A 17,881-nucleotide genomic window follows, 5' to 3' on the forward strand; every position below is an offset into this window, starting at 1 on the left:
GTTATTAATGTGTTTTTGGCGCTTCAAGAGAAGACATCAGTGCCTGAGCAAATTTTTCAGCAATAACTTTGCGTTGTGAAGCAGCAACTTGTTGATTTAAGACATTGGTTGCGATATTTCCCGCAATCATTAGCGTCAACTCAGGAGAGGCAGCGTGTTTATCAAGTACAGCACCCACTTCAGCAAGAATTTTCTCTACTTGTTCGTCAGTATATTTAGATGTAATCGGCATAAAGACTCTAATAATGATAGTAAAAGCGGCTTATGATAACCTACAATGCCCAACAACTTAAACCTTGTAGCAAGATAAAATCACTATGAGCCTTCATCTTTCAAACGTTATTCTGCATCAATTGTGCAAAAACGATCAGGACGAACTGGTTGTTAAACTTCGCCCGGCGTCGTTAGAAAACGATACCTCTACTGAAAACCTTGTCGCGGAACTGCATCGCGTATTCCACTCGAAAGCAGGCAAAGGTTTCGGCTCTTTCCAATCAGACAGCGAATTTCAATTTTGGCTTCAAGAAATGCGCAAAGGGGAGAGAGATTTCTATGATTTCTCACAAATTAGTGCAAATCGCTTGAAAGAAGAGCTGATTAAGTACCCATTTGCTGACGAGGGTATCTTAGTCTTTGCTGAGTACCAAAGCTTAGCAACTGACTATTTGTTTATTGGTATCTTGCCAATGAACCAAAGTCTAAAAGTGACTGAAGGCTTGGATATTGATGCGACGGATTACCTAGATATCACTAAGATGGACATTGCTGCGCGCATTGATCTTTCAAGTTACGACACAGACCGTGAGTCAAACCGTTACCTTTCTTACATCAAAGGTCGCGTTGGTCGCAAAGTTGCAGACTTTTTCCTCGATTTCCTACAAGCGGATGTTGGTCTAGATACTAAGCAGCAAAACCAAGTGTTAATGCAAGCGGTAGAAGACTTTTGTGCGGATTCTAAGCTTGAGAAGCAAGAAGCGAACGAGTACAAAAAGCAGGTTTACAACTACTGTAACGAGCAAATCAAATCAGGCGACGAAGTACAAATTTCTGAACTGTCTGGTGAGTTGCCACCAAGCCAAGATGGCACAAGCTTTATGGACTTTACCAAAGAGCAAGGCTACGAGTTGGAAGAATCTTTCCCTGGTGACCGTTCTACCGTACGCAAGCTAACTAAGTACGTTGGCGCTGGTGGCGGTTTGAATATCAGCTTTGATAGCTTGTTACTTGGCGAGCGTATTTTCTACGATCCAGAGACAGACACGCTAACGATCAAAGGTACGCCACCAAACCTAAAAGATCAGTTAAGCCGTAACTAATTGATAATAAGAGAGCATTATGCTCTCTTTTTTTATGTGAAGTGCGCACAGTCAGCGCGTGTTTCATGGTATATGCTTGTTATTAATAAGAAATAGTCGAGGGAAAAGCATTGCTGCAATTCAAAGAGGGAATTAGAAGAGCTGTCTGGCTTTTGTTTGCTGTGTGGTGTGCATTTGCCGTGGGTATTTGGCTGCAAGCGCAACAAACTATCCGCACGATCTCGACCATTGATGAACTCAGCAGCAAAGTGGACGAGGTGCGCAATATCTTCCACTTCGAATTGCCTTATCGTGCACAACACGTCGATCAAGTCTCTCTTAAGCTCCAACTTGTTTACGCTGTTCGCTTACAACTTGAAAGCGAACATTCTGCCGGGTGGGGTTCCCCGGATTTAACTCAGCTGCTTTATTCCACAGACCGCTTTCTTGAAGGTGCTAGAACCTTTATTGGGAGCGACAGCGAGCTAGTTGCTCTCGCAGATCAGTTACACAACAGTCGCGAGTCTGCCAGCAATTCTGAGCAACTTCGCACCATGTATTACCGTTTGGGTGCTTTGGTACTGGAAGCCATGTTCAGCGACGCAGCAACAAGTGCTGACACATACCAAGAGCTGGATTCTCTGTTTACTGAGTCACAAAACCTTGAATCCAAAGAACAAGCCTCATTTCAGCGTCGATTAGCTCAAACTTCAAGCGTATTAGCCGCGCATGCGCAGGGTAGCCACCTCTCTAATCAACTGCTCAACCCCGAGTTCCCAAATCAACTCGCTTCAGTGATTAGCACCCTTGAGCAAAAACTGACGTTTTACATCACTTTTCTTGCGTTAGTAAGTGGTTCCTTACTTGCGCTAATCTCTTGGGCGCTATTCTCTAAAACAGCGCTTGTGACGAAAGAGTCGTTAGCGCCAAATAAGAATGAAGAGACGCCAGTCGTTCCATCTACTCCTGTTTTGGAAAAAGTGCATTTGGCAGAAACGAAACATGAGGTAGTTCTGTCTGAATCTGTGGTTCAAACAGAACGACCTCGTCCTAAAGAGGATGATGGTGCAACGCCTCCTTATCAAAACATGGCGACCGAGAGCGAAGATTCAGAAATCAAAGAGCCTTATATTGATATAGAGAAAATGCTCGACTCACTGTCTGGTGATGAAGAGTCAGTGCGCATGTTATTGGAAGTGTTCATCCAAGATCACGCTGAAGACAGCGAAAAGCTCAAAGGTCTTATTGCTGAAGGGAAGGATAAGGAGCATGCTCAACGTGTTGCGCACAGTTTGAAAGGGGTATCGGGCAGTATAGGTGCAATGCCTCTACACTATATCTCTGGGGATATCGAATCTTTAATCAAACAAGGCGAGCAAGTCTCAGACGATAAATTGGATCAGTTAGAAGATACGTTACAGAAAACGACACTTTTTGCTGAAAGAGTTCTCAATAGTGAAAACATTCGAGAAGTGCTAACGGATTGATATTCCTCTGACTTAAAATAGAAAAGATTAAGGTATTTAAGGGACGCTCGCGAACCTGATGCCTTGGTTCGTCACTGTTCCTGTTCTACACATTTTGACCATAGGTAATTTCATGTCCATCCGTCGACTGTCCTCATTGATGGTGGCTTGTTTGGTTTTAAGTCTTTCAGGGTGTTCTCTGTTAGAGGTGAAAATCGACAGCCAAACTGTACCGCTCACCAAACAAGAGCTGAACATGCGTATTATGACGCGTGAATATGCTCAGCAATTCTTTGCTCAAGTCGAGCAAGCCGCCGATGTGCTCCAAGAAAACTATGAGCCGAGCGATAAGGTAAACCAATCCTATATTCTGCTTTGGAAAATCAACGCGGAAGAGGGGCTTCAAGCTGCCGCTTACCAAGTTTCACCAATGGCTGCGTTGATTGATACGTGGGTGTTCACTCACCAGATGAACCAGTTCTACAGTGAAGGGGCGGGCAAAGACCTATTTGCGACTGGCGAAGCAAAAAAAGTGTCTGAACATTTGGCAAAAGAAGTCGATAAGCTAGCGAAATCGCTATTGAAGAAAGACGTGTACGAAAAGACCCAAGTATTCGTGGCAGACTTTGTCGAGAAGTATCCTTTTGCTGACTTAAGCATGATCAGAACGCCGGCTTACCGAGCATGGTTGCAAGCAAACCAAATCAGCGAGGAAGAAGCCGTTACCACGCTTGGTACAATGCCTGAAGCAATCGGTGATGTATCCGACCGTTTAAGTTTGGTCTCAGAACAAACACCTAAGATCATGACTTGGAAAGCGCAGTTGCTGGCACTCAACAGCTCAGCAAGTATTGAACAAGTCAACGCAGCGCTAAACAGCTTGAAGGTGACTTCTGAGTCGTTAAAGGATTTTATCGATAACAACCCTGAGTACATGCGTAACTTGGCAGAGCAGATGGCCGTTCAATTGCAACCTCTAGTGGAAGACATTGACCAAAAAACAGAAGAGCGTTTGTCTCAGTTGAGTGATGAGCGTCAGGCTTTGGAATTGATGGTGGCGAGAGAGCGCCAAGAGATCGCTCAAATCATCACAAGTGAGCGTGAGAAGTTTGCTCAGGACCTAGACCACGTATCACAAGAGGTGGTGAATCTGGCGATGGACAAATTGATTGAGCTTGTAAAGAGCACCATCATCTACTTTATTCTGTTTATCCTAGTGATCTTCTTTGCTCCTCTTGTACTTGGTTATGCCTTGGGTAAGCGCTCTGCGGTAAGAGCCAGCACTAAATCGGCGTAATCATTTAGAAGTCACAACACGAAATAGCAGACACAAAAAAGGACCGAATCATCGGTCCTTTTTTAATTTATGGAAGGTTTCTAGCTATAGAAAGCTGAAGCCTTAAGCTGTTTGTTGCTTTAGTTCAGCTTCTGTTTGTTCTTCTGTTGCTGGAGCCGTCGGCTCGCATTTATCAACAAACCAGCCCATGTAAGAAGTGAAGATGGTCACGATGATACATACGAAGCTCAGCCACATGAACGGTGCGTACGACAATGTTGCCACACCCAAGATGCTTGCCATGTAGATACCATTATCGCTCCACGGCACCATACCGGATGTCAGCGTGCCACCAAACTCTGCGTTACGAGATAGGTTTTTGCGTTTGTAGCCAAGGCGGTCGTAGTTCTTCGCACAGATCTTAGGAGTAAGAATCAGTGATACGTACATCGCAGAACCGAATACGTTACCCATGAAGGCGGTACCAATTGTGCTGGTTGCTAGTGAGCCAGCGCTCTGTACACGTCGCTCGAACAGTTTTGCAATTGTTTCTAGTACGCCAACCTTATCTAGTAGGCCGCCAAAACCTAGGCCAAATACGATCACCGCAACAGAGCCCAGCATAGAAGACATGCCGCCACGGTTTAGAATCGAGTCAATGAAATCCACGCCTGAAGAAATCGCAAATGGTGCCCAAGCGGTATTAAATGCCGTTAGGAAGTCTACATCCTGAATCATCACTGCCCAGATAATACCTAGTAGTGAACCGAAGCTGATCACAGGGAAAGAAGGCATGCGCATCGCCAATAGAGCCAATACGATGATCACTGGGACAAAGGAATAAGGCGTGATGAAAAATTGTTGTTCCATTGCCTGAATAACAGAATCCACTTGGCTCATATCCACTTTACCTGCGAAGTGGAAGCCAAATGCGGTAAACATAATACCTGTGATGATGTAGCTGATCAGTGCGATAGGCAGCATGCCCTTGATGTGCTCAACCACTTCTACATTCGACATAGAAGAAGCAAGGATCACGGAATCTGAAAGTGGAGACATCTTGTCACCAAAGTAACAACCCGATAGAACCGCACCCGCAGTGATTGGCGCTGGAACACCAAGACCTTGACCGATCCCCATCATCGCAATACCTGCTGTACCCGCTGCACCCCAAGATGTACCTGTTGCCAATGCAGTCAGAGAACAAATGATCATGGTCGCCAGTAAGAAGATAGAAGGGTGAATGGCTTTCAGACCGTAGTAGATGATGGTTGGTACGATACCACCAGAGATCCAAGTACCTACTAAGGCACCTACAGCAAGAAGAATAAGCACTGCGCCCAAACCATTAGAAATACCGTTTAGTGCTGCTTTTTCTAGGTCTTTGTATTGATGGCCGAGTCTTAAGCCCAATAGCATGATAATGAACCAGCCAATGTACAGCGCGAGCTGAATTGGAAGGTCTAGTTTGGCAGTAAATGAAAATGCCAAAAGAAGAAACAAACCTAGTGAGATAAATACCTGTATCAGACTAGGAAGACGTGTTGTAACTTGCTTCATATGTGCCTCTGTCGTTCATGGAGCAATAGAGGAAGGCCGCTCCCTGTTTTAATCGCGCCTAACATACATTAACAAAAATTATATTTCGAACATTTGGTGCTTTATCTTGACTTTCGTCCGCATAAACGTTTGCTTGTGAAATTAATAACTAAAAAACTTTAAGTTTAATAGTTTGAAATGTTTTGTGATGTAAAAAATATGTGCTGCAATTGTTGTTTTCTTACTGAGTGGTAAGACCTTATCGCGTGACGTTCACAGTTTTCTGGGCGGAATTAGATGGTTAATCAATAAGAAAAGAGAAGAAAATAACTGGGATTATAAAAATTCGCGGCAAACGTTAAAAAAGTTGTGTTTATTTGCAAATTAGGGCTTGAGATTTTGTGGCGAAAATTGAACTATGGAGAAAGTTTCAAAAATATACATGGAGAGTTAATGCGATGAGAGTAGGTTTAGTTGGTTGGCGCGGCATGGTCGGTTCAGTTCTGATGCAGCGCATGGTCGAAGAGAAAGACTTCGATTTGATCGAGCCAGTTTTCTACAGCACGTCTCAAATAGGTATCCCAGCTCCAAACCTAGGTAAAGAAGCTGGTCTACTTCAAGATGCGTTCGATATTGACAGTTTAAAACAACTTGATGCAGTGATTACGTGTCAAGGTGGCGGTTACACAGAGAAAGTTTATCCAGCACTTCGTCAAGCTGGTTGGAAAGGTTACTGGATCGATGCGGCTTCGACACTTCGTATGGCAGAAGACTCCATCATCACTCTAGATCCTGTAAACCTAGCGCAAATTCAACAAGGCATTCACGGCGGCACTAACACCTTTGTTGGTGGTAACTGTACCGTTAGCTTGATGCTCATGGGCCTTGGTGGCCTGTTCGAGAAAGGTTTGGTTGAGTGGACAAGTGCAATGACGTACCAAGCGGCGTCTGGCGCAGGTGCACAAAACATGCGTGAGCTGATTTCTCAGATGGGTGTGATCAACGATTCTGTAAGCTCTGAATTGGCTAACCCAGCAAGCTCTATTCTAGACATTGACAAGAAAGTTGCCGACACAATGCGCAGCTCTTCATTCCCAACAGATAAGTTTGGTGTGCCGCTAGCTGGCTCTTTGATTCCTTGGATCGACGTTAAACGCGACAACGGTCAGAGTAAAGAAGAGTGGAAAGCGGGTGTAGAAGCGAACAAGATCCTTGGTTTCCAAGATGCACCAGTGCCAATCGATGGTACATGCGTACGTATCGGTGCGATGCGTTGTCACTCTCAAGCATTGACTATCAAGCTGAAGCAAAATGTACCAATGGATGAGATTGAAGAAATCATCGCAACGCATAACGATTGGGTTAAAGTGATTCCAAACGATCGTGACATCACGGCTCAAGAACTCACTCCAGCGAAAGTAACGGGTACGCTTTCTATTCCAGTAGGTCGTCTACGTAAGATGGCAATGGGCGATGACTTCCTAAACGCTTTCACTGTCGGTGATCAGCTTCTTTGGGGTGCTGCAGAGCCACTACGTCGTACTCTACGCATCATTCTTGCTGAGAAGGCTTAATTTGTCTCAACTCTGAGATGTCTATTTTGAAAGCGCCCAATTGGGCGCTTTTTTGATATTTCAATGACAGTAAGCTGACTTTTGTTGCATAACGTTGCCGCGAATTTAATCAATTGGAGTGCGGTAATGAAACAGAATACAAAAGGTTTTACTCTCATAGAGTTAGTGGTTGTCATCGTAATTCTCGGCATTCTAGCCGTTGTTGCCGCACCTAAGTTTTTAAATCTTCAACATGATGCTAGAGAAGCTGTCATTAAGGGACTAGGTGGCTCCGTTCATAATGCTGCAGAGATGGCTTTTGGCAAAACTGCTGTAGAAGGAATGGAACATGAAGAGTCTTACAGTGTTGAAGGTTACGGTTCTGTCCAATATGGTTATCCGGCTGTTCAAAGGGAAGGGATGGAAAACTTCCTAGATATCGAGTCTGGATATCACGATCTTACAAAAGAGTGGGTATGGGGTGCGCATAACCATGGATCAGTAAGCAATCCTGATACTTGGATAGTGACTCGATCTGAATATATTGACGCTGATCCTGATGACGAAAGCGCGTACAACAAAGCGATTGAAGATACGCAATGCTACGTGAAGTACACCGCGGCAATGGAGCCGGGTGATGAATACAAGGTGGAAGTGTTCACTGACGGTTGTTAAGTCGAGAATCGGCCTTACCCACAGGAAATGTTTGTTTCTTGAGGGCCAAAAGTTATGTAGAAGCCGATGTGAAGTCATCGGCTTTTTTGATCGTGGAGTTAGAATACAAGGGCGTTCAGAATGCAGCGCTCCAATAACCGGAAGCGCTACGTTGGAAGGCAAGTGAAAGAAACTACGTTCTAAAGGGCGTTGACAGAATCTGTCCCCAGAAATACAAAAAAACGCCGATTCCCGATTTTAATCTTCTTCGTCTGCACTCACGACGCGATTATCAGGATCCGCTAACTCACTACCACAATGCTTACAGTGCATCGCATCAGAATCATGGCCGGAGCGGTTACAGTTCGGGCATTTTACTAGCTCTTTATGAGCATTCATCTCATTACTCAATTCTGCGGTAATAATGCCAGTGGGAACCGCCAGTATCGAATAACCGAGCAACATGGTTAATGACGCGATCGCTTTCCCGAGATGTGTTTGCGGCACCATGTCACCGTAGCCCACGGTAGTGATCGTCACAATCGCCCAGTAGATGCTTTTCGGAATACTTGTAAAGCCATTGTGTGGGCCTTCAATAACGAAGATCAGCGCACCAAAAATGGTGACCAGAATACCTACAGTACTAAAGAAGATAAGAATCTTACGACGCGCCATTAACAGAGAGCGCAACAAAATGTTGGAATCTTGCAGGTAGCGTACAAGTTTTAGGATTCGGAAGATACGCATGACGCGCAGCAATCGCACGACACCCATAAACGATGCGCCAGGGAAGAAGATCGCCAGATACGTTGGCAAAATAGCCAACAAATCGACGACACCATAAAAGCTGGTGGCGTAAGACTTAGGTTTAGGAGAACAGTAAAGTCTTAATAAGTACTCAACTGTGAATAGGGCAGTAAAAGTGTATTCAATATAACGCAGTTCTCGTGACCATTCTGTCATCACAGATGGTAAGGACTCTAAGATGAGAACCACAAGAGAAGTGATGATCGCAATAATCAGCGCGATATCGAAAATGCGCCCAGCACGAGTGTGCGTGCCGAAGATGATGACGTATAAATGATGCTTAAGAGACTTGCGAGGCATGATGTTGCACTGTCAGCGTTAAAATGAAACGGATTGCAACATCATACCAGAAGTTGGGAAAGTTAGGCTAAACCAGGGAATAGGTTTCTTAGGCCGTTAGCAATGAACTCAATACCCAATGCGCCAAGGATCAGACCCATAATACGCGTGATCACGTTGATACCTGTCTGGCCAAGGAATCGTACGATCAAAGGCGCAGAACGGAATAGCAACCAAGAGCAGAAACAGAACAGCATGATGGTGACACTAATACCAACGGTATCAAGTGCGCTTGGGTAACGTGCACCATAAACAATGGTTGAACTGATTGCACCTGGGCCTGCCATTAATGGCATCGCCAGTGGTACTACGCCGATTTGTTCACGGCTGACGTATTCTGATTTCTCTTGTTTGTTCTGCTTATCTTCACCCAACTTACCGCTCATCATCGAGAACGCGATACTAAGAAGTAGCAAGCCGCCAGCAACACGGAAAGAATCCAGAGAAATGCTGAACATATCTAGCAACAACTGACCAGCAAAAAGAGAAATGATCAAAATGACCGCAACCGCAACGTTGGCTGTCGTGGCGGTTTTGCTTTTCTCTTCTGGTGTCATATGACCGGTCAGTGATACGAACACAGGCATGATACCAACAGGGTTCACTGCTGCGACCAAACCTAAGAAAAACTGTAGGAAAATAGCTAACTCTAAAGTCTGCATGTTGCTTACTCGTAAACGTTCACAATAGTGAAAAAGAGAGGGGGTAATTTTAGGCGGTAATGTAAGGCAAAAGTGCGGTCGGAAGAAATGAAAAAAACTAACGTATTTGGCCTAGTATTTGTGAGAAAAACTAATTATTGAAGAAAATGTATGCAATCTGGAAAAGAATTGTTACGTAGAAGATTGGAGGTAACCTGAACTGTTTTACACAAACGTTAACATTCGCACATTTTTCACAAAAAGAAAGGTGGTTTGTAGAGAGATATGACGCATTCGATATACTCTCAGTAGCACAAAAATTAGGGTCCACATGTAATTTTGTTGGCTAAAAATGAAACTTTTTTACAGATTATTGTTGTTTCTTTTAGTTTTTAGTTCGTTTGCTTCTTTTTTGCTCAATTAAAAATGAAGTTTAATTTATTTGTTTATCAATGATTTAAGTCGTTTTGTTGTGGTAAACCACTACTTTGGGGGTATTTCAGTTGTGAGAACTGATCCAAGTCAATTTTTTTCACACTCTGAAATATTATACTCAGCCCTGAAAGCAATTTACTAAGATGGTTGTTAGTTAAGTCGCTGATAAACAGTAGAAACGAAAGACAATAGCCTTACTAAAAAGTTTTTAATATTTATTATTTTAGGAGATCCACCATGCCTGTAACTAACTTAGCTGAACTAGATGCTCTAGTAGCACGCGTTAAAGCAGCACAAGAAGAGTTCGCTACATTTTCTCAAGAGAAAGTAGATGCAATCTTCCGCGCAGCTTCTCTTGCAGCTAACCATGCTCGTATTCCACTAGCACAACAAGCAGTTGCTGAATCTGGAATGGGTATTGTTGAAGATAAGGTAATCAAAAACCACTTCGCTTCAGAATTCATCTACAACAAATACAAAGACGAAAAAACATGTGGCATCTTGGAAGAAGATGACAACCTAGGCACGATGACTATCGCTGAGCCTGTAGGTATCATCTGTGGTATCGTTCCAACGACTAACCCAACTTCTACTGCAATCTTCAAATCTCTAATTTCTCTAAAAACTCGTAACGGCATCATCTTCTCGCCACACCCACGTGCGAAGAACTCTACTAACGATGCAGCTAAACTAGTTCTAGACGCAGCAGTAGCAGCGGGTGCTCCAAAAGACATCATCGGTTGGATCGACCAACCATCTGTAGAGCTTTCTAACGCTCTTATGAAGCACGACGGCATCGCTCTTATCCTTGCAACTGGTGGTCCAGGCATGGTTAAAGCAGCTTACTCTTCTGGTAAGCCAGCAATTGGTGTAGGTGCAGGTAACGTTCCTGTAGTTATCGATGAAACAGCTGACATCAAACGTGCTGTTGCTTCTATCCTTATGTCTAAGACTTTCGATAACGGCGTAGTATGTGCTTCTGAGCAAGCTGCAATCGTAGTTGGCGAAGTATACGACGAAGTGAAAGAGCGTTTCGCTTCTCACAAAGCTCACGTTCTATCTAAAGCTGACGCTGATAAAGTACGTAAAGTACTTCTTATCGACGGCGCACTAAACGCGAAAATCGTAGGTCAACCTGCTCCAGCAATCGCTGAAATGGCTGGTGTTAAAGTTCCTGCTGATACAAAAGTACTTGTAGGTGAAGGTCTAGGTAAAGTTTCTTACGATGATGAGTTCGCTCACGAGAAACTATCTCCAACTCTAGGTCTATTCCGTGCTGACGACTTCGAAGACGCAGTTGCTCAAGCGGTAACAATGGTTGAAATCGGTGGTATCGGTCACACATCTGGTCTTTACACTAACCAAGACGTTAACGCAGACCGCATCCGTTACTTCGGTGACAAGATGAAGACTGCTCGTATCCTTGTAAACATCCCGACTACTCACGGTGGTATCGGTGACCTTTACAACTTCAACGTAGCACCTTCTCTAACTCTAGGTTGTGGTTCTTGGGGTGGTAACTCTATCTCTGAGAACGTAGGTCCTAAGCACCTTATCAACAAGAAAACTGTAGCTAAGCGAGCTGAAAACATGTTGTGGCACAAACTACCTAAGTCTATCTACTTCCGTCGTGGTAGCCTTCCAATCGCAATGAGCGACCTAGAAGGTAAGAAACGCGCATTCCTAGTAACTGACCGTTTCCTATTCAACAACGGTTACGCTGACGAAGTAGTTAAACTGCTTAAAGAGCAAGGCATCGAAGTTCAAACATTCTTCGACGTAGAAGCGGATCCAACACTATCTGTTGTTGAGAAAGGTGCAGAAGCAATGAAGAGCTTCCAACCTGACGTAATCCTAGCTCTAGGTGGTGGTTCACCAATGGATGCTGCGAAGATCATGTGGGTAATGTACGAGCACCCAGAAACTCACTTCGCTGAACTAGCAATGCGCTTTATGGACATCCGTAAACGTATCTACAAGTTCCCTAAAATGGGTAAGAAAGCTGAGCTTGTATGTATCACTACAACTTCAGGTACTGGTTCAGAAGTTACTCCATTCGCGGTTGTTACAGACGACAAGACTGGTGCTAAGTACCCACTAGCTGACTACGAAATCACGCCAAACATGGCTATCGTCGATGCTAACCTAGTAATGAACATGCCTAAGTCTCTAACAGCATTCGGTGGTTACGATGCAGTAACTCACGCTCTAGAAGCTTACGTATCTGTTCTTGCGAACGAGTACTCAGACGGTCAAGCTCTACAAGCACTTAAGATGCTTAAAGAGTACCTACCTTCAAGCTACGCGAACGGTGCAAACGACCCAATCGCTCGTGAGAAAGTACACAACGCGGCAACTATCGCTGGTATCGCGTTTGCTAACGCATTCCTAGGTGTTTGTCACTCAATGGCGCACAAGATTGGTGCTGAGTTCCACCTACCTCACGGTCTAGCGAACGCACTACTAATCTCGAACGTTGTACGTTACAACGCGAACGACAACCCAACTAAACAAACTGCGTTCTCTCAATACGACCGTCCACAAGCACGTCGTCGTTACGCTGAAGTTGCTGACCACCTAGGCCTAAGCCAAGAAGGTGACCGTACTGCTCAGAAGATTGAACGTCTACTAGCATGGTTGGACGAGCTGAAAGGCGACCTAGACATCCCAATGTCTATCCAAGCTGCAGGTGTTTCTGAAGCTGACTTCGTAGCGAAACTAGACGAGCTAGCTGTTGAAGCGTTCGATGACCAGTGTACAGGTGCTAACCCACGTTACCCTCTAATCACTGAGCTGAAAGAAGTGCTAATGGCTTCTTACTACGGTAAAGCATTCGTTGAAGGTGAAACTTTCGAAGGTACTACTGTAATCAAGAAGAAAGCAGACCAAGTAGCTAAGCCAGCAGCGAAAGCAAAGAAAGAAAAAACTAACGCATAAGTAACACGTTAGTTATGAGATAGGTTTTCGCTAGCACGAAACCTACAATCGGGAAAAAGCAAAGCCCCAGTCGAGAGACTGGGGCTTTTTTTTATTTCTTAATTTATCCGCGTTACTGACGAAAGGTGGCCTTAGGGCGAGGGAGGATTAGACTTCAGTAGTGACGACGCGGCCGCTGAAGTACTCATTAGCAACAATGTAGGCCGTGTTTCTAACTAGCTCGTCTTGGATCTGTGCCCAGTGCCTTTCGTCTAGATCTTCACTGGTGTGATTAACTGAAGGGATTACACCGCCAACGCGAATATTGAATGGTGTCAGTTCTTTTGCCCAGCTATGAGTAAAGCCGGATACCAAAGCCGCCATGCTTTCTACGCCTGTCAGATCTTCATGATTATCGTGTGAGATAACGTTAACGATAACGCCTTTCTTTTCTCTTGAGCGGAAGCGCTCTGCACTCACTTGTCCGTAGGTATAGAGGAATCGTGCCGCCGAGGAAAGGTGGTCGATATAGGTGCTCATTGGCTCTGGCGCCATTAAGCTTGGCATTGGTGAGCTCGTCCAGCAATTTACGATAACGTCCGGAGTAGCCCCTAGCTGTGATTCGATTTGGTCAAACAACAGATTAATGGATGTGGTGTTGTCACTGCACACATTCATCGCATAGACCTTGTCGGAGAAGGCACTGATTTGTTCGTAGCTTGCCTTTAAGGCACTAGGGTTCTGGTCACAGAGCACCAGCGTCGCGCCAAGGTGGGCGAAGTGGTTAGAGCAAGTCCTGCCTAAGACAGAGCCTGCAGACGTGACGAGAATGATTGATTCTTTGATATCCATAGCACCTTCACTGTAATTTCTTGTGTTAAAGAATACATCAGTGGTTTGTGCTAATAGCATGGACGAATTTATTTGAGCTCAGTGTGAAAAGCTTCAAACTAACGCTTTCGAGCAACAACAATTGTTTTGGAATTTGTAAGGCGTCACATTTCTGACGTGTCGAGAATGTAAGCCGTTGGAGAAAAAGCTGATCTCTAAGCTTGCGTTTGAATTTGGTACTGACGTTGAGCCGTCACGAGTTGATTGTACAACCCAGCTTCAGGAATCAATTGCTTGTTGCGCTCGCCCAAGCTACGGCGTTCATGACCAGATAGGTTGTGGTAAACCTCTTCTGGTAGATTGAAAGTATCTTCAGGAAGGTAAGTCAGCGCATCTGGTTTTAAGTAGTGGCTCAGTTTTGCGGAGGGCAATCCGGCATCATGGAACTGTTTTGCTTGCTCAGCTGCAAGTTCGTAGCTGCTGCTATCAGATCGAAGCGCTTGAGGTTGAGATAAACCGAACTGCTGGCGAAGAATGTCATCACTCGTGAGTACTTCTTGGACTTCTTCAACCGGAACCACATCGCGAACATCATTAGAGAACATAGACAGAATCAGCGAGAAATCAGCGCGACGACCTTCGTGTACGGCATGGTTAATACCATTACCGAACTGAAGTTCGTTGATGATTGCCGCTTTGTCTAAAGTATGGATTTGCATGATGTTCCTCGCTTGATGCACTTTTAACGGCAACAAAGGAAAGAACTTTAGGAAAAAGAGGGGATTAATTGAATAAACTGGTTTTAGAAGCAATAAAAAAGCTCGCAATAGTGCGAGCTTTTAAATATGACTAAATTGAACTTAGGGGGAAGTAAATTACTTCGCTAGGTTCTCTGCTACGAAGTCCCAGTTTACAAGAGCCCAGAAGCCGTTCATGTAATCAGGACGTACGTTGCGGTAATCGATGTAGTAAGCGTGTTCCCATAGGTCAACAGTTAGAAGTGGAGTAGTACCTTCTTCTGTTAGAGGAGTCGCTGCGTTAGACGTGTTAACGATCTCTAGAGAACCGTCAGCTTTCTTAACTAGCCAAGTCCATGAAGAACCGAAGTTGTTGATTGCTGAATCAGTGAATTTTGCTTTGAATTCTTCGAAAGAACCGAACGCTGCGTTGATCGCGTCAGCAACTGCACCTGTTGGTTCGCCGCCTGCGTTTGGCGCTAGACAGTGCCAGTAGAACGTGTGGTTCCAGATCTGTGCTGCGTTGTTGAATACGCCACCAGTTGAAGTCTTGATGATCTCTTCTAGTGTTTTGCCTTCGAACTCAGTACCAGGGATAAGACCGTTTAGCTTAACAACGTAAGTGTTGTGGTGCTTACCGTGGTGGAAATCTAGAGTCTCTGCAGAGATGTGTGGTTCTAGTGCGTCTTTCGCGTAAGGTAGAGCTGGTAGTTCAAATGCCATTGCTCAATTCTCCATAGATATGAAAGGGTTACCTTTCGATTGCTTCCAGTGTTTTTATTTATATGTAGTCTTTACGACTGACTTGAAAAGTATTTTAGCAAGTTTTTACTTTATTAAAACCCCGATATGAAAATATTTTAAGATAAAACCAATAAAGACTTACTAATTATATGGTTTTTATTCTGTGTTTATTGAGTAAAATGTGGCAATAATTAAAGTTCACATCCATGAATGAGGAAGCGATGGAAACTATCGATAAAATCAAACAGCAGATCTCTGAAAACACAATCTTGCTGTACATGAAAGGATCACCGAAACTGCCTAGCTGTGGTTTCTCTTCTCAAGCAGCACAAGCGCTAATGGCATGTGGCGAGAAGTTCGCTTACATAGACATTCTACAAAACCCAGACATTCGTGCTGAACTACCTAAATACGCTCAATGGCCTACATTCCCACAGCTATGGGTTGAAGGCGAACTGATCGGTGGTTGTGACATCATTTTGGAAATGTTCCAGAAAGGTGAGCTTCAGCCTCTTATCAAAGAAGCGGCAGCACGCGTTGAAGGTGACGCTGAGTAATTCGTAAATACTCACATTTGGCGATAGAATACAAAGGAGCCGCATTGGCTCCTTTTTCTTTTTTAGGTTAGTGGAATGAACTTGAAGCTTTATTATGTTTCACTCTTTCTATAACCCTCGCAAAACCTAGCAATCCCTTGCTATATCTAGTGTTCGAAAAGTATCCCGTTCTGATAGTTACCGATAAATACCGATGTTTGATGGCGGCTGTCGCCATTTTGTCGCCATTTGTGGCGGCTAGATATTGAGGTTAACGAGAGGGTTGAAGCGCACCGCATCACTCAAATGGCTTGGTGAGAAGTGGGCGTAAATCATAGTGTGGTCAATCATCTTATGGCCGAGGATTTCCTTTAGAACAAGGATGTTGCCGCCATTCGACATAAAGTGACTTGCGAAGGTGTGGCGTAGAACGTGAGTTGCTTGCCCTTCTGGTAAGTGTGGCAATGCTACCCTAAGCCATTTATACACAACTCTGTAACTGCAGGTAAAAAGGCGATCATTGGTAGGCTTATAAATCTGGTTATACAAGTCTTCCGAAATGGGCACCGTTCGGTTGCGTTTGCCTTTGGTGTTGCTGTACGTGATTCGGTACTTCGTTAAGTTGGAGCCTTTTAGAAATATCGCTTCCCTGACACGCGCACCTGTTGATAAACAAATCTTGTATATCTTAATTATCTCGTCACCAACTGGGCTTTGCCTTGCTACCTCGAATAAATGCTGAATTTCCTGATCGGATAAGAACGCCAATTCAGTTTGTGGCTTTTTGATGGCATCAATACCATTCACTGGATTAGGTAGCTTCCACTCACCAAGCTTTATCAACTTGTTGAACACAGATTTCAGCAAGCCGAAGTCCGTATTACTTGAGGCGATCGACAATTCCTTGTGTTGTTTGCCTCTCCCCTTGTTTGAGCGGTTAGCTCTGTACAACGCCAGTTGTTGTGAATTCAGATGAGCAGCGATTGGATTATCGAGATCGGAAACCATCATTTCTAAACGCAAGCGAGAATGGTCACCGGATTTTAGATTCTTGCCATGTAACTTAAACCAAAGCGCAACCAAGTCAGAGAGGCGACGGTGATCGGGCTTTGCTCCAAGCCAAGGTTTATCGTCCACCTCTTTCATGAGGTGGAGTTCAAAGGCATTGGCTTCGCCTTTGGTGGCGAAGCGTTTACGGGTGCGCTTACCGTTTCGACCTTGCGGGTAACACTCGCATAGCCAAGGTTTTTTGCTTCCGTCTTTAAGATTGCGAACAGTCAAAAGTATTACCTATCAAACAAATGCTTCGCCAGTTTCGACGCAGCACAATCCAGTAATGCGATCCGCTCTGAATGTCCGAAGAGCATCTCGCATCAAACAATGAGCCTTGATGTAAGTATCGCCGTTAGCGTTTGAATCTACCTTTGTCAGAATGATGTTACGGTCAGACACTTGGCCACTGGCATCTCGATAGCTCATAAAGTACTCATTGCCCAAAGTAAGGTCGTTTACAAATGAGAATCCAGAACCCTTTGCGATATTGATGCGCTTTGCTGTTGGGGGGACGGTGACTTTTGGTTTTTTAAGTTCTTGTTGTTCGAAGTCGTCGCAGAAATCGGTGAGCATACTGAACAAGTGCAATGCTTCATCGTGATCGAGTACTTTGTCTGATAGGTACTCTTTGACAACAACAGCAAGTCTTTGCGTTCGAGGGTCTTCTTTAGATTCTGGGTATCGGTTGAACCAAGCTAATAACTTTTTCGATTCAGCTAAGTCGACCATCTCATCTTCTAGAATCTGATTGGCAAGTTTGTATAGCGCTTTCATTCTTCGCGGTGTTAGTTTCTCTAAAGATTCATCATAGAGTGGAGCTGTGGGCTTGCTTTTATGAGTAGGCTCAAATGAAGGAGTAGGCTCTGTTTTAGCCGTGACCTTTTCGTAATCAATACCTAACCGCTTGCAAAAGTCTCTTTGTTGCTCTTCGTTGTAGCCTTTCTGTGTAACATATTCGCGGAACTTCACTGGGTCGTTCATCGTTTTCTTTGCTTTACGAACCCAGTAGAAAGCCAGAGCAATCAAACCAATTAAACCCCAACCAACGAAACCCATTGT

The 17,881-nt window shown here is 44.3% G+C and carries 16 protein-coding genes; 7 read left to right on the forward strand and 9 right to left on the reverse strand.

Features of this window, described 5'->3' with window-relative positions; translation table 11 throughout:
• Nucleotides 1–4 precede the first annotated feature (4 nt).
• Complete coding sequence (locus ATB78_RS11665; protein WP_009707299.1) at nucleotides 5–232, reverse strand: YejL family protein; 228 nt, start codon at nucleotides 230–232, stop codon at nucleotides 5–7.
• An 85-nt stretch (nucleotides 233–317) separates the two neighbouring features.
• On the opposite strand from ATB78_RS11665, the gene yejK reads away from it, so the two are divergent.
• The 3 genes from yejK to ATB78_RS11680 all read left to right on the forward strand — a co-directional run bounded on the left by yejK (nucleotide 318) and on the right by ATB78_RS11680 (nucleotide 4,058).
• Nucleotides 318–1,316 carry a nucleoid-associated protein YejK gene (gene yejK / locus ATB78_RS11670; RefSeq protein ID WP_005432897.1) on the forward strand — a complete coding sequence of 333 codons (999 nt, stop codon included), beginning with the start codon at nucleotides 318–320 and terminating at the stop codon, nucleotides 1,314–1,316.
• Between the two features lie 110 nt (nucleotides 1,317–1,426).
• Complete coding sequence (locus ATB78_RS11675) at nucleotides 1,427–2,782, forward strand: Hpt domain-containing protein (RefSeq protein ID WP_061008736.1); 1,356 nt, start codon at nucleotides 1,427–1,429, stop codon at nucleotides 2,780–2,782.
• Between the two features lie 112 nt (nucleotides 2,783–2,894).
• On the forward strand, nucleotides 2,895–4,058 hold the full coding sequence (locus ATB78_RS11680; RefSeq protein ID WP_005439710.1) for a hypothetical protein: 1,164 nt from the start codon (nucleotides 2,895–2,897) through the stop codon (nucleotides 4,056–4,058).
• Between the two features lie 102 nt (nucleotides 4,059–4,160).
• On the opposite strand, the gene nhaC is transcribed toward ATB78_RS11680, so the two are convergent.
• The gene (nhaC, locus tag ATB78_RS11685; protein WP_005439709.1) at nucleotides 4,161–5,597 is read right to left on the reverse strand and encodes a Na+/H+ antiporter NhaC; all 1,437 of its coding nucleotides are present in this window, start codon (nucleotides 5,595–5,597) and stop codon (nucleotides 4,161–4,163) included.
• 437 nt (nucleotides 5,598–6,034) lie between these two features.
• Here nhaC and asd point away from each other — a divergent pair, with 437 nt between their 5' ends.
• Together asd and ATB78_RS11695 are read left to right on the forward strand one after the other, a co-directional pair.
• Nucleotides 6,035–7,150: an aspartate-semialdehyde dehydrogenase gene (asd, locus tag ATB78_RS11690; protein ID WP_009707295.1), complete on the forward strand. Its 1,116-nt coding sequence runs from the start codon at nucleotides 6,035–6,037 to the stop codon at nucleotides 7,148–7,150.
• A gap of 126 nt (nucleotides 7,151–7,276) precedes the next feature.
• Complete coding sequence (locus ATB78_RS11695) at nucleotides 7,277–7,804, forward strand: type II secretion system protein (protein ID WP_054824460.1); 528 nt, start codon at nucleotides 7,277–7,279, stop codon at nucleotides 7,802–7,804.
• Between the two features lie 237 nt (nucleotides 7,805–8,041).
• On the opposite strand, the gene ATB78_RS11700 is transcribed toward ATB78_RS11695, so the two are convergent.
• Both ATB78_RS11700 and ATB78_RS11705 read right to left on the reverse strand, forming a co-directional pair.
• A complete protein-coding gene (locus ATB78_RS11700; RefSeq protein WP_005439706.1) occupies nucleotides 8,042–8,890 on the reverse strand; it encodes an ion transporter in 849 nt (282 codons plus the stop codon).
• Nucleotides 8,891–8,952: 62 nt separating this feature from the next.
• Entirely contained in the window at nucleotides 8,953–9,591 is a 639-nt protein-coding gene (locus tag ATB78_RS11705) for a YchE family NAAT transporter (protein ID WP_005439704.1), read from the reverse strand.
• Between the two features lie 651 nt (nucleotides 9,592–10,242).
• Between ATB78_RS11705 and adhE the strand changes: the two genes are divergently transcribed.
• Nucleotides 10,243–12,942, forward strand: coding sequence for a bifunctional acetaldehyde-CoA/alcohol dehydrogenase (adhE, locus tag ATB78_RS11710; RefSeq protein WP_005439701.1), 2,700 nt, complete (start codon nucleotides 10,243–10,245; stop codon nucleotides 12,940–12,942).
• A 147-nt stretch (nucleotides 12,943–13,089) separates the two neighbouring features.
• On the opposite strand, the gene ATB78_RS11715 is transcribed toward adhE, so the two are convergent.
• The 3 genes from ATB78_RS11715 to sodB all read right to left on the reverse strand — a co-directional run bounded on the left by ATB78_RS11715 (nucleotide 13,090) and on the right by sodB (nucleotide 15,212).
• Nucleotides 13,090–13,833, reverse strand: coding sequence for an SDR family oxidoreductase (locus ATB78_RS11715; protein WP_020196362.1), 744 nt, complete (start codon nucleotides 13,831–13,833; stop codon nucleotides 13,090–13,092).
• A gap of 134 nt (nucleotides 13,834–13,967) precedes the next feature.
• Complete coding sequence (locus tag ATB78_RS11720; protein WP_005439698.1) at nucleotides 13,968–14,471, reverse strand: VC2046/SO_2500 family protein; 504 nt, start codon at nucleotides 14,469–14,471, stop codon at nucleotides 13,968–13,970.
• 156 nt (nucleotides 14,472–14,627) lie between these two features.
• Complete coding sequence (gene sodB, locus ATB78_RS11725) at nucleotides 14,628–15,212, reverse strand: superoxide dismutase [Fe] (protein ID WP_005439697.1); 585 nt, start codon at nucleotides 15,210–15,212, stop codon at nucleotides 14,628–14,630.
• A 242-nt stretch (nucleotides 15,213–15,454) separates the two neighbouring features.
• Between sodB and ATB78_RS11730 the strand changes: the two genes are divergently transcribed.
• A complete protein-coding gene (locus ATB78_RS11730) occupies nucleotides 15,455–15,790 on the forward strand; it encodes a Grx4 family monothiol glutaredoxin (protein ID WP_061008737.1) in 336 nt (111 codons plus the stop codon).
• Nucleotides 15,791–16,027: 237 nt separating this feature from the next.
• Here ATB78_RS11730 and ATB78_RS11735 read toward each other — a convergent pair whose 3' ends face one another.
• On the reverse strand, nucleotides 16,028–17,050 hold the full coding sequence (locus ATB78_RS11735) for a tyrosine-type recombinase/integrase (protein ID WP_061008738.1): 1,023 nt from the start codon (nucleotides 17,048–17,050) through the stop codon (nucleotides 16,028–16,030).
• Between the two features lie 12 nt (nucleotides 17,051–17,062).
• Nucleotides 17,063–17,878 carry a hypothetical protein gene (locus ATB78_RS11740; RefSeq protein WP_061008739.1) on the reverse strand — a complete coding sequence of 272 codons (816 nt, stop codon included), beginning with the start codon at nucleotides 17,876–17,878 and terminating at the stop codon, nucleotides 17,063–17,065.
• Nucleotides 17,879–17,881 lie beyond the last annotated feature (3 nt).

Source organism: Vibrio sp. CUB2, assembly GCF_001557945.1.
In the GTDB taxonomy this organism is placed as follows: Bacteria; Pseudomonadota; Gammaproteobacteria; order Enterobacterales; family Vibrionaceae; genus Vibrio; species Vibrio owensii.

Excerpts from the sequence above, each read along its gene's own strand:
- ATB78_RS11695 (WP_054824460.1), top strand. The coding sequence starts at position 7,277 with ATGAAACAGAATACAAAAGGTTTTACTCTCATAGAGTTAGTGGTTGTC.
- ATB78_RS11740 (WP_061008739.1), bottom strand. The coding sequence starts at position 17,878 with ATGGGTTTCGTTGGTTGGGGTTTAATTGGTTTGATTGCTCTGGCTTTC.
- ATB78_RS11665 (WP_009707299.1), bottom strand. The coding sequence starts at position 232 with ATGCCGATTACATCTAAATATACTGACGAACAAGTAGAGAAAATTCTT.
- ATB78_RS11730 (WP_061008737.1), top strand. The coding sequence starts at position 15,455 with ATGGAAACTATCGATAAAATCAAACAGCAGATCTCTGAAAACACAATC.
- ATB78_RS11700 (WP_005439706.1), bottom strand. The coding sequence starts at position 8,890 with ATGCCTCGCAAGTCTCTTAAGCATCATTTATACGTCATCATCTTCGGC.
- ATB78_RS11715 (WP_020196362.1), bottom strand. The coding sequence starts at position 13,833 with ATGCTATTAGCACAAACCACTGATGTATTCTTTAACACAAGAAATTAC.
- nhaC (WP_005439709.1), bottom strand. The coding sequence starts at position 5,597 with ATGAAGCAAGTTACAACACGTCTTCCTAGTCTGATACAGGTATTTATC.
- ATB78_RS11705 (WP_005439704.1), bottom strand. The coding sequence starts at position 9,591 with ATGCAGACTTTAGAGTTAGCTATTTTCCTACAGTTTTTCTTAGGTTTG.
- adhE (WP_005439701.1), top strand. The coding sequence starts at position 10,243 with ATGCCTGTAACTAACTTAGCTGAACTAGATGCTCTAGTAGCACGCGTT.
- asd (WP_009707295.1), top strand. The coding sequence starts at position 6,035 with ATGAGAGTAGGTTTAGTTGGTTGGCGCGGCATGGTCGGTTCAGTTCTG.
- ATB78_RS11720 (WP_005439698.1), bottom strand. The coding sequence starts at position 14,471 with ATGCAAATCCATACTTTAGACAAAGCGGCAATCATCAACGAACTTCAG.
- sodB (WP_005439697.1), bottom strand. The coding sequence starts at position 15,212 with ATGGCATTTGAACTACCAGCTCTACCTTACGCGAAAGACGCACTAGAA.
- yejK (WP_005432897.1), top strand. The coding sequence starts at position 318 with ATGAGCCTTCATCTTTCAAACGTTATTCTGCATCAATTGTGCAAAAAC.
- ATB78_RS11680 (WP_005439710.1), top strand. The coding sequence starts at position 2,895 with ATGTCCATCCGTCGACTGTCCTCATTGATGGTGGCTTGTTTGGTTTTA.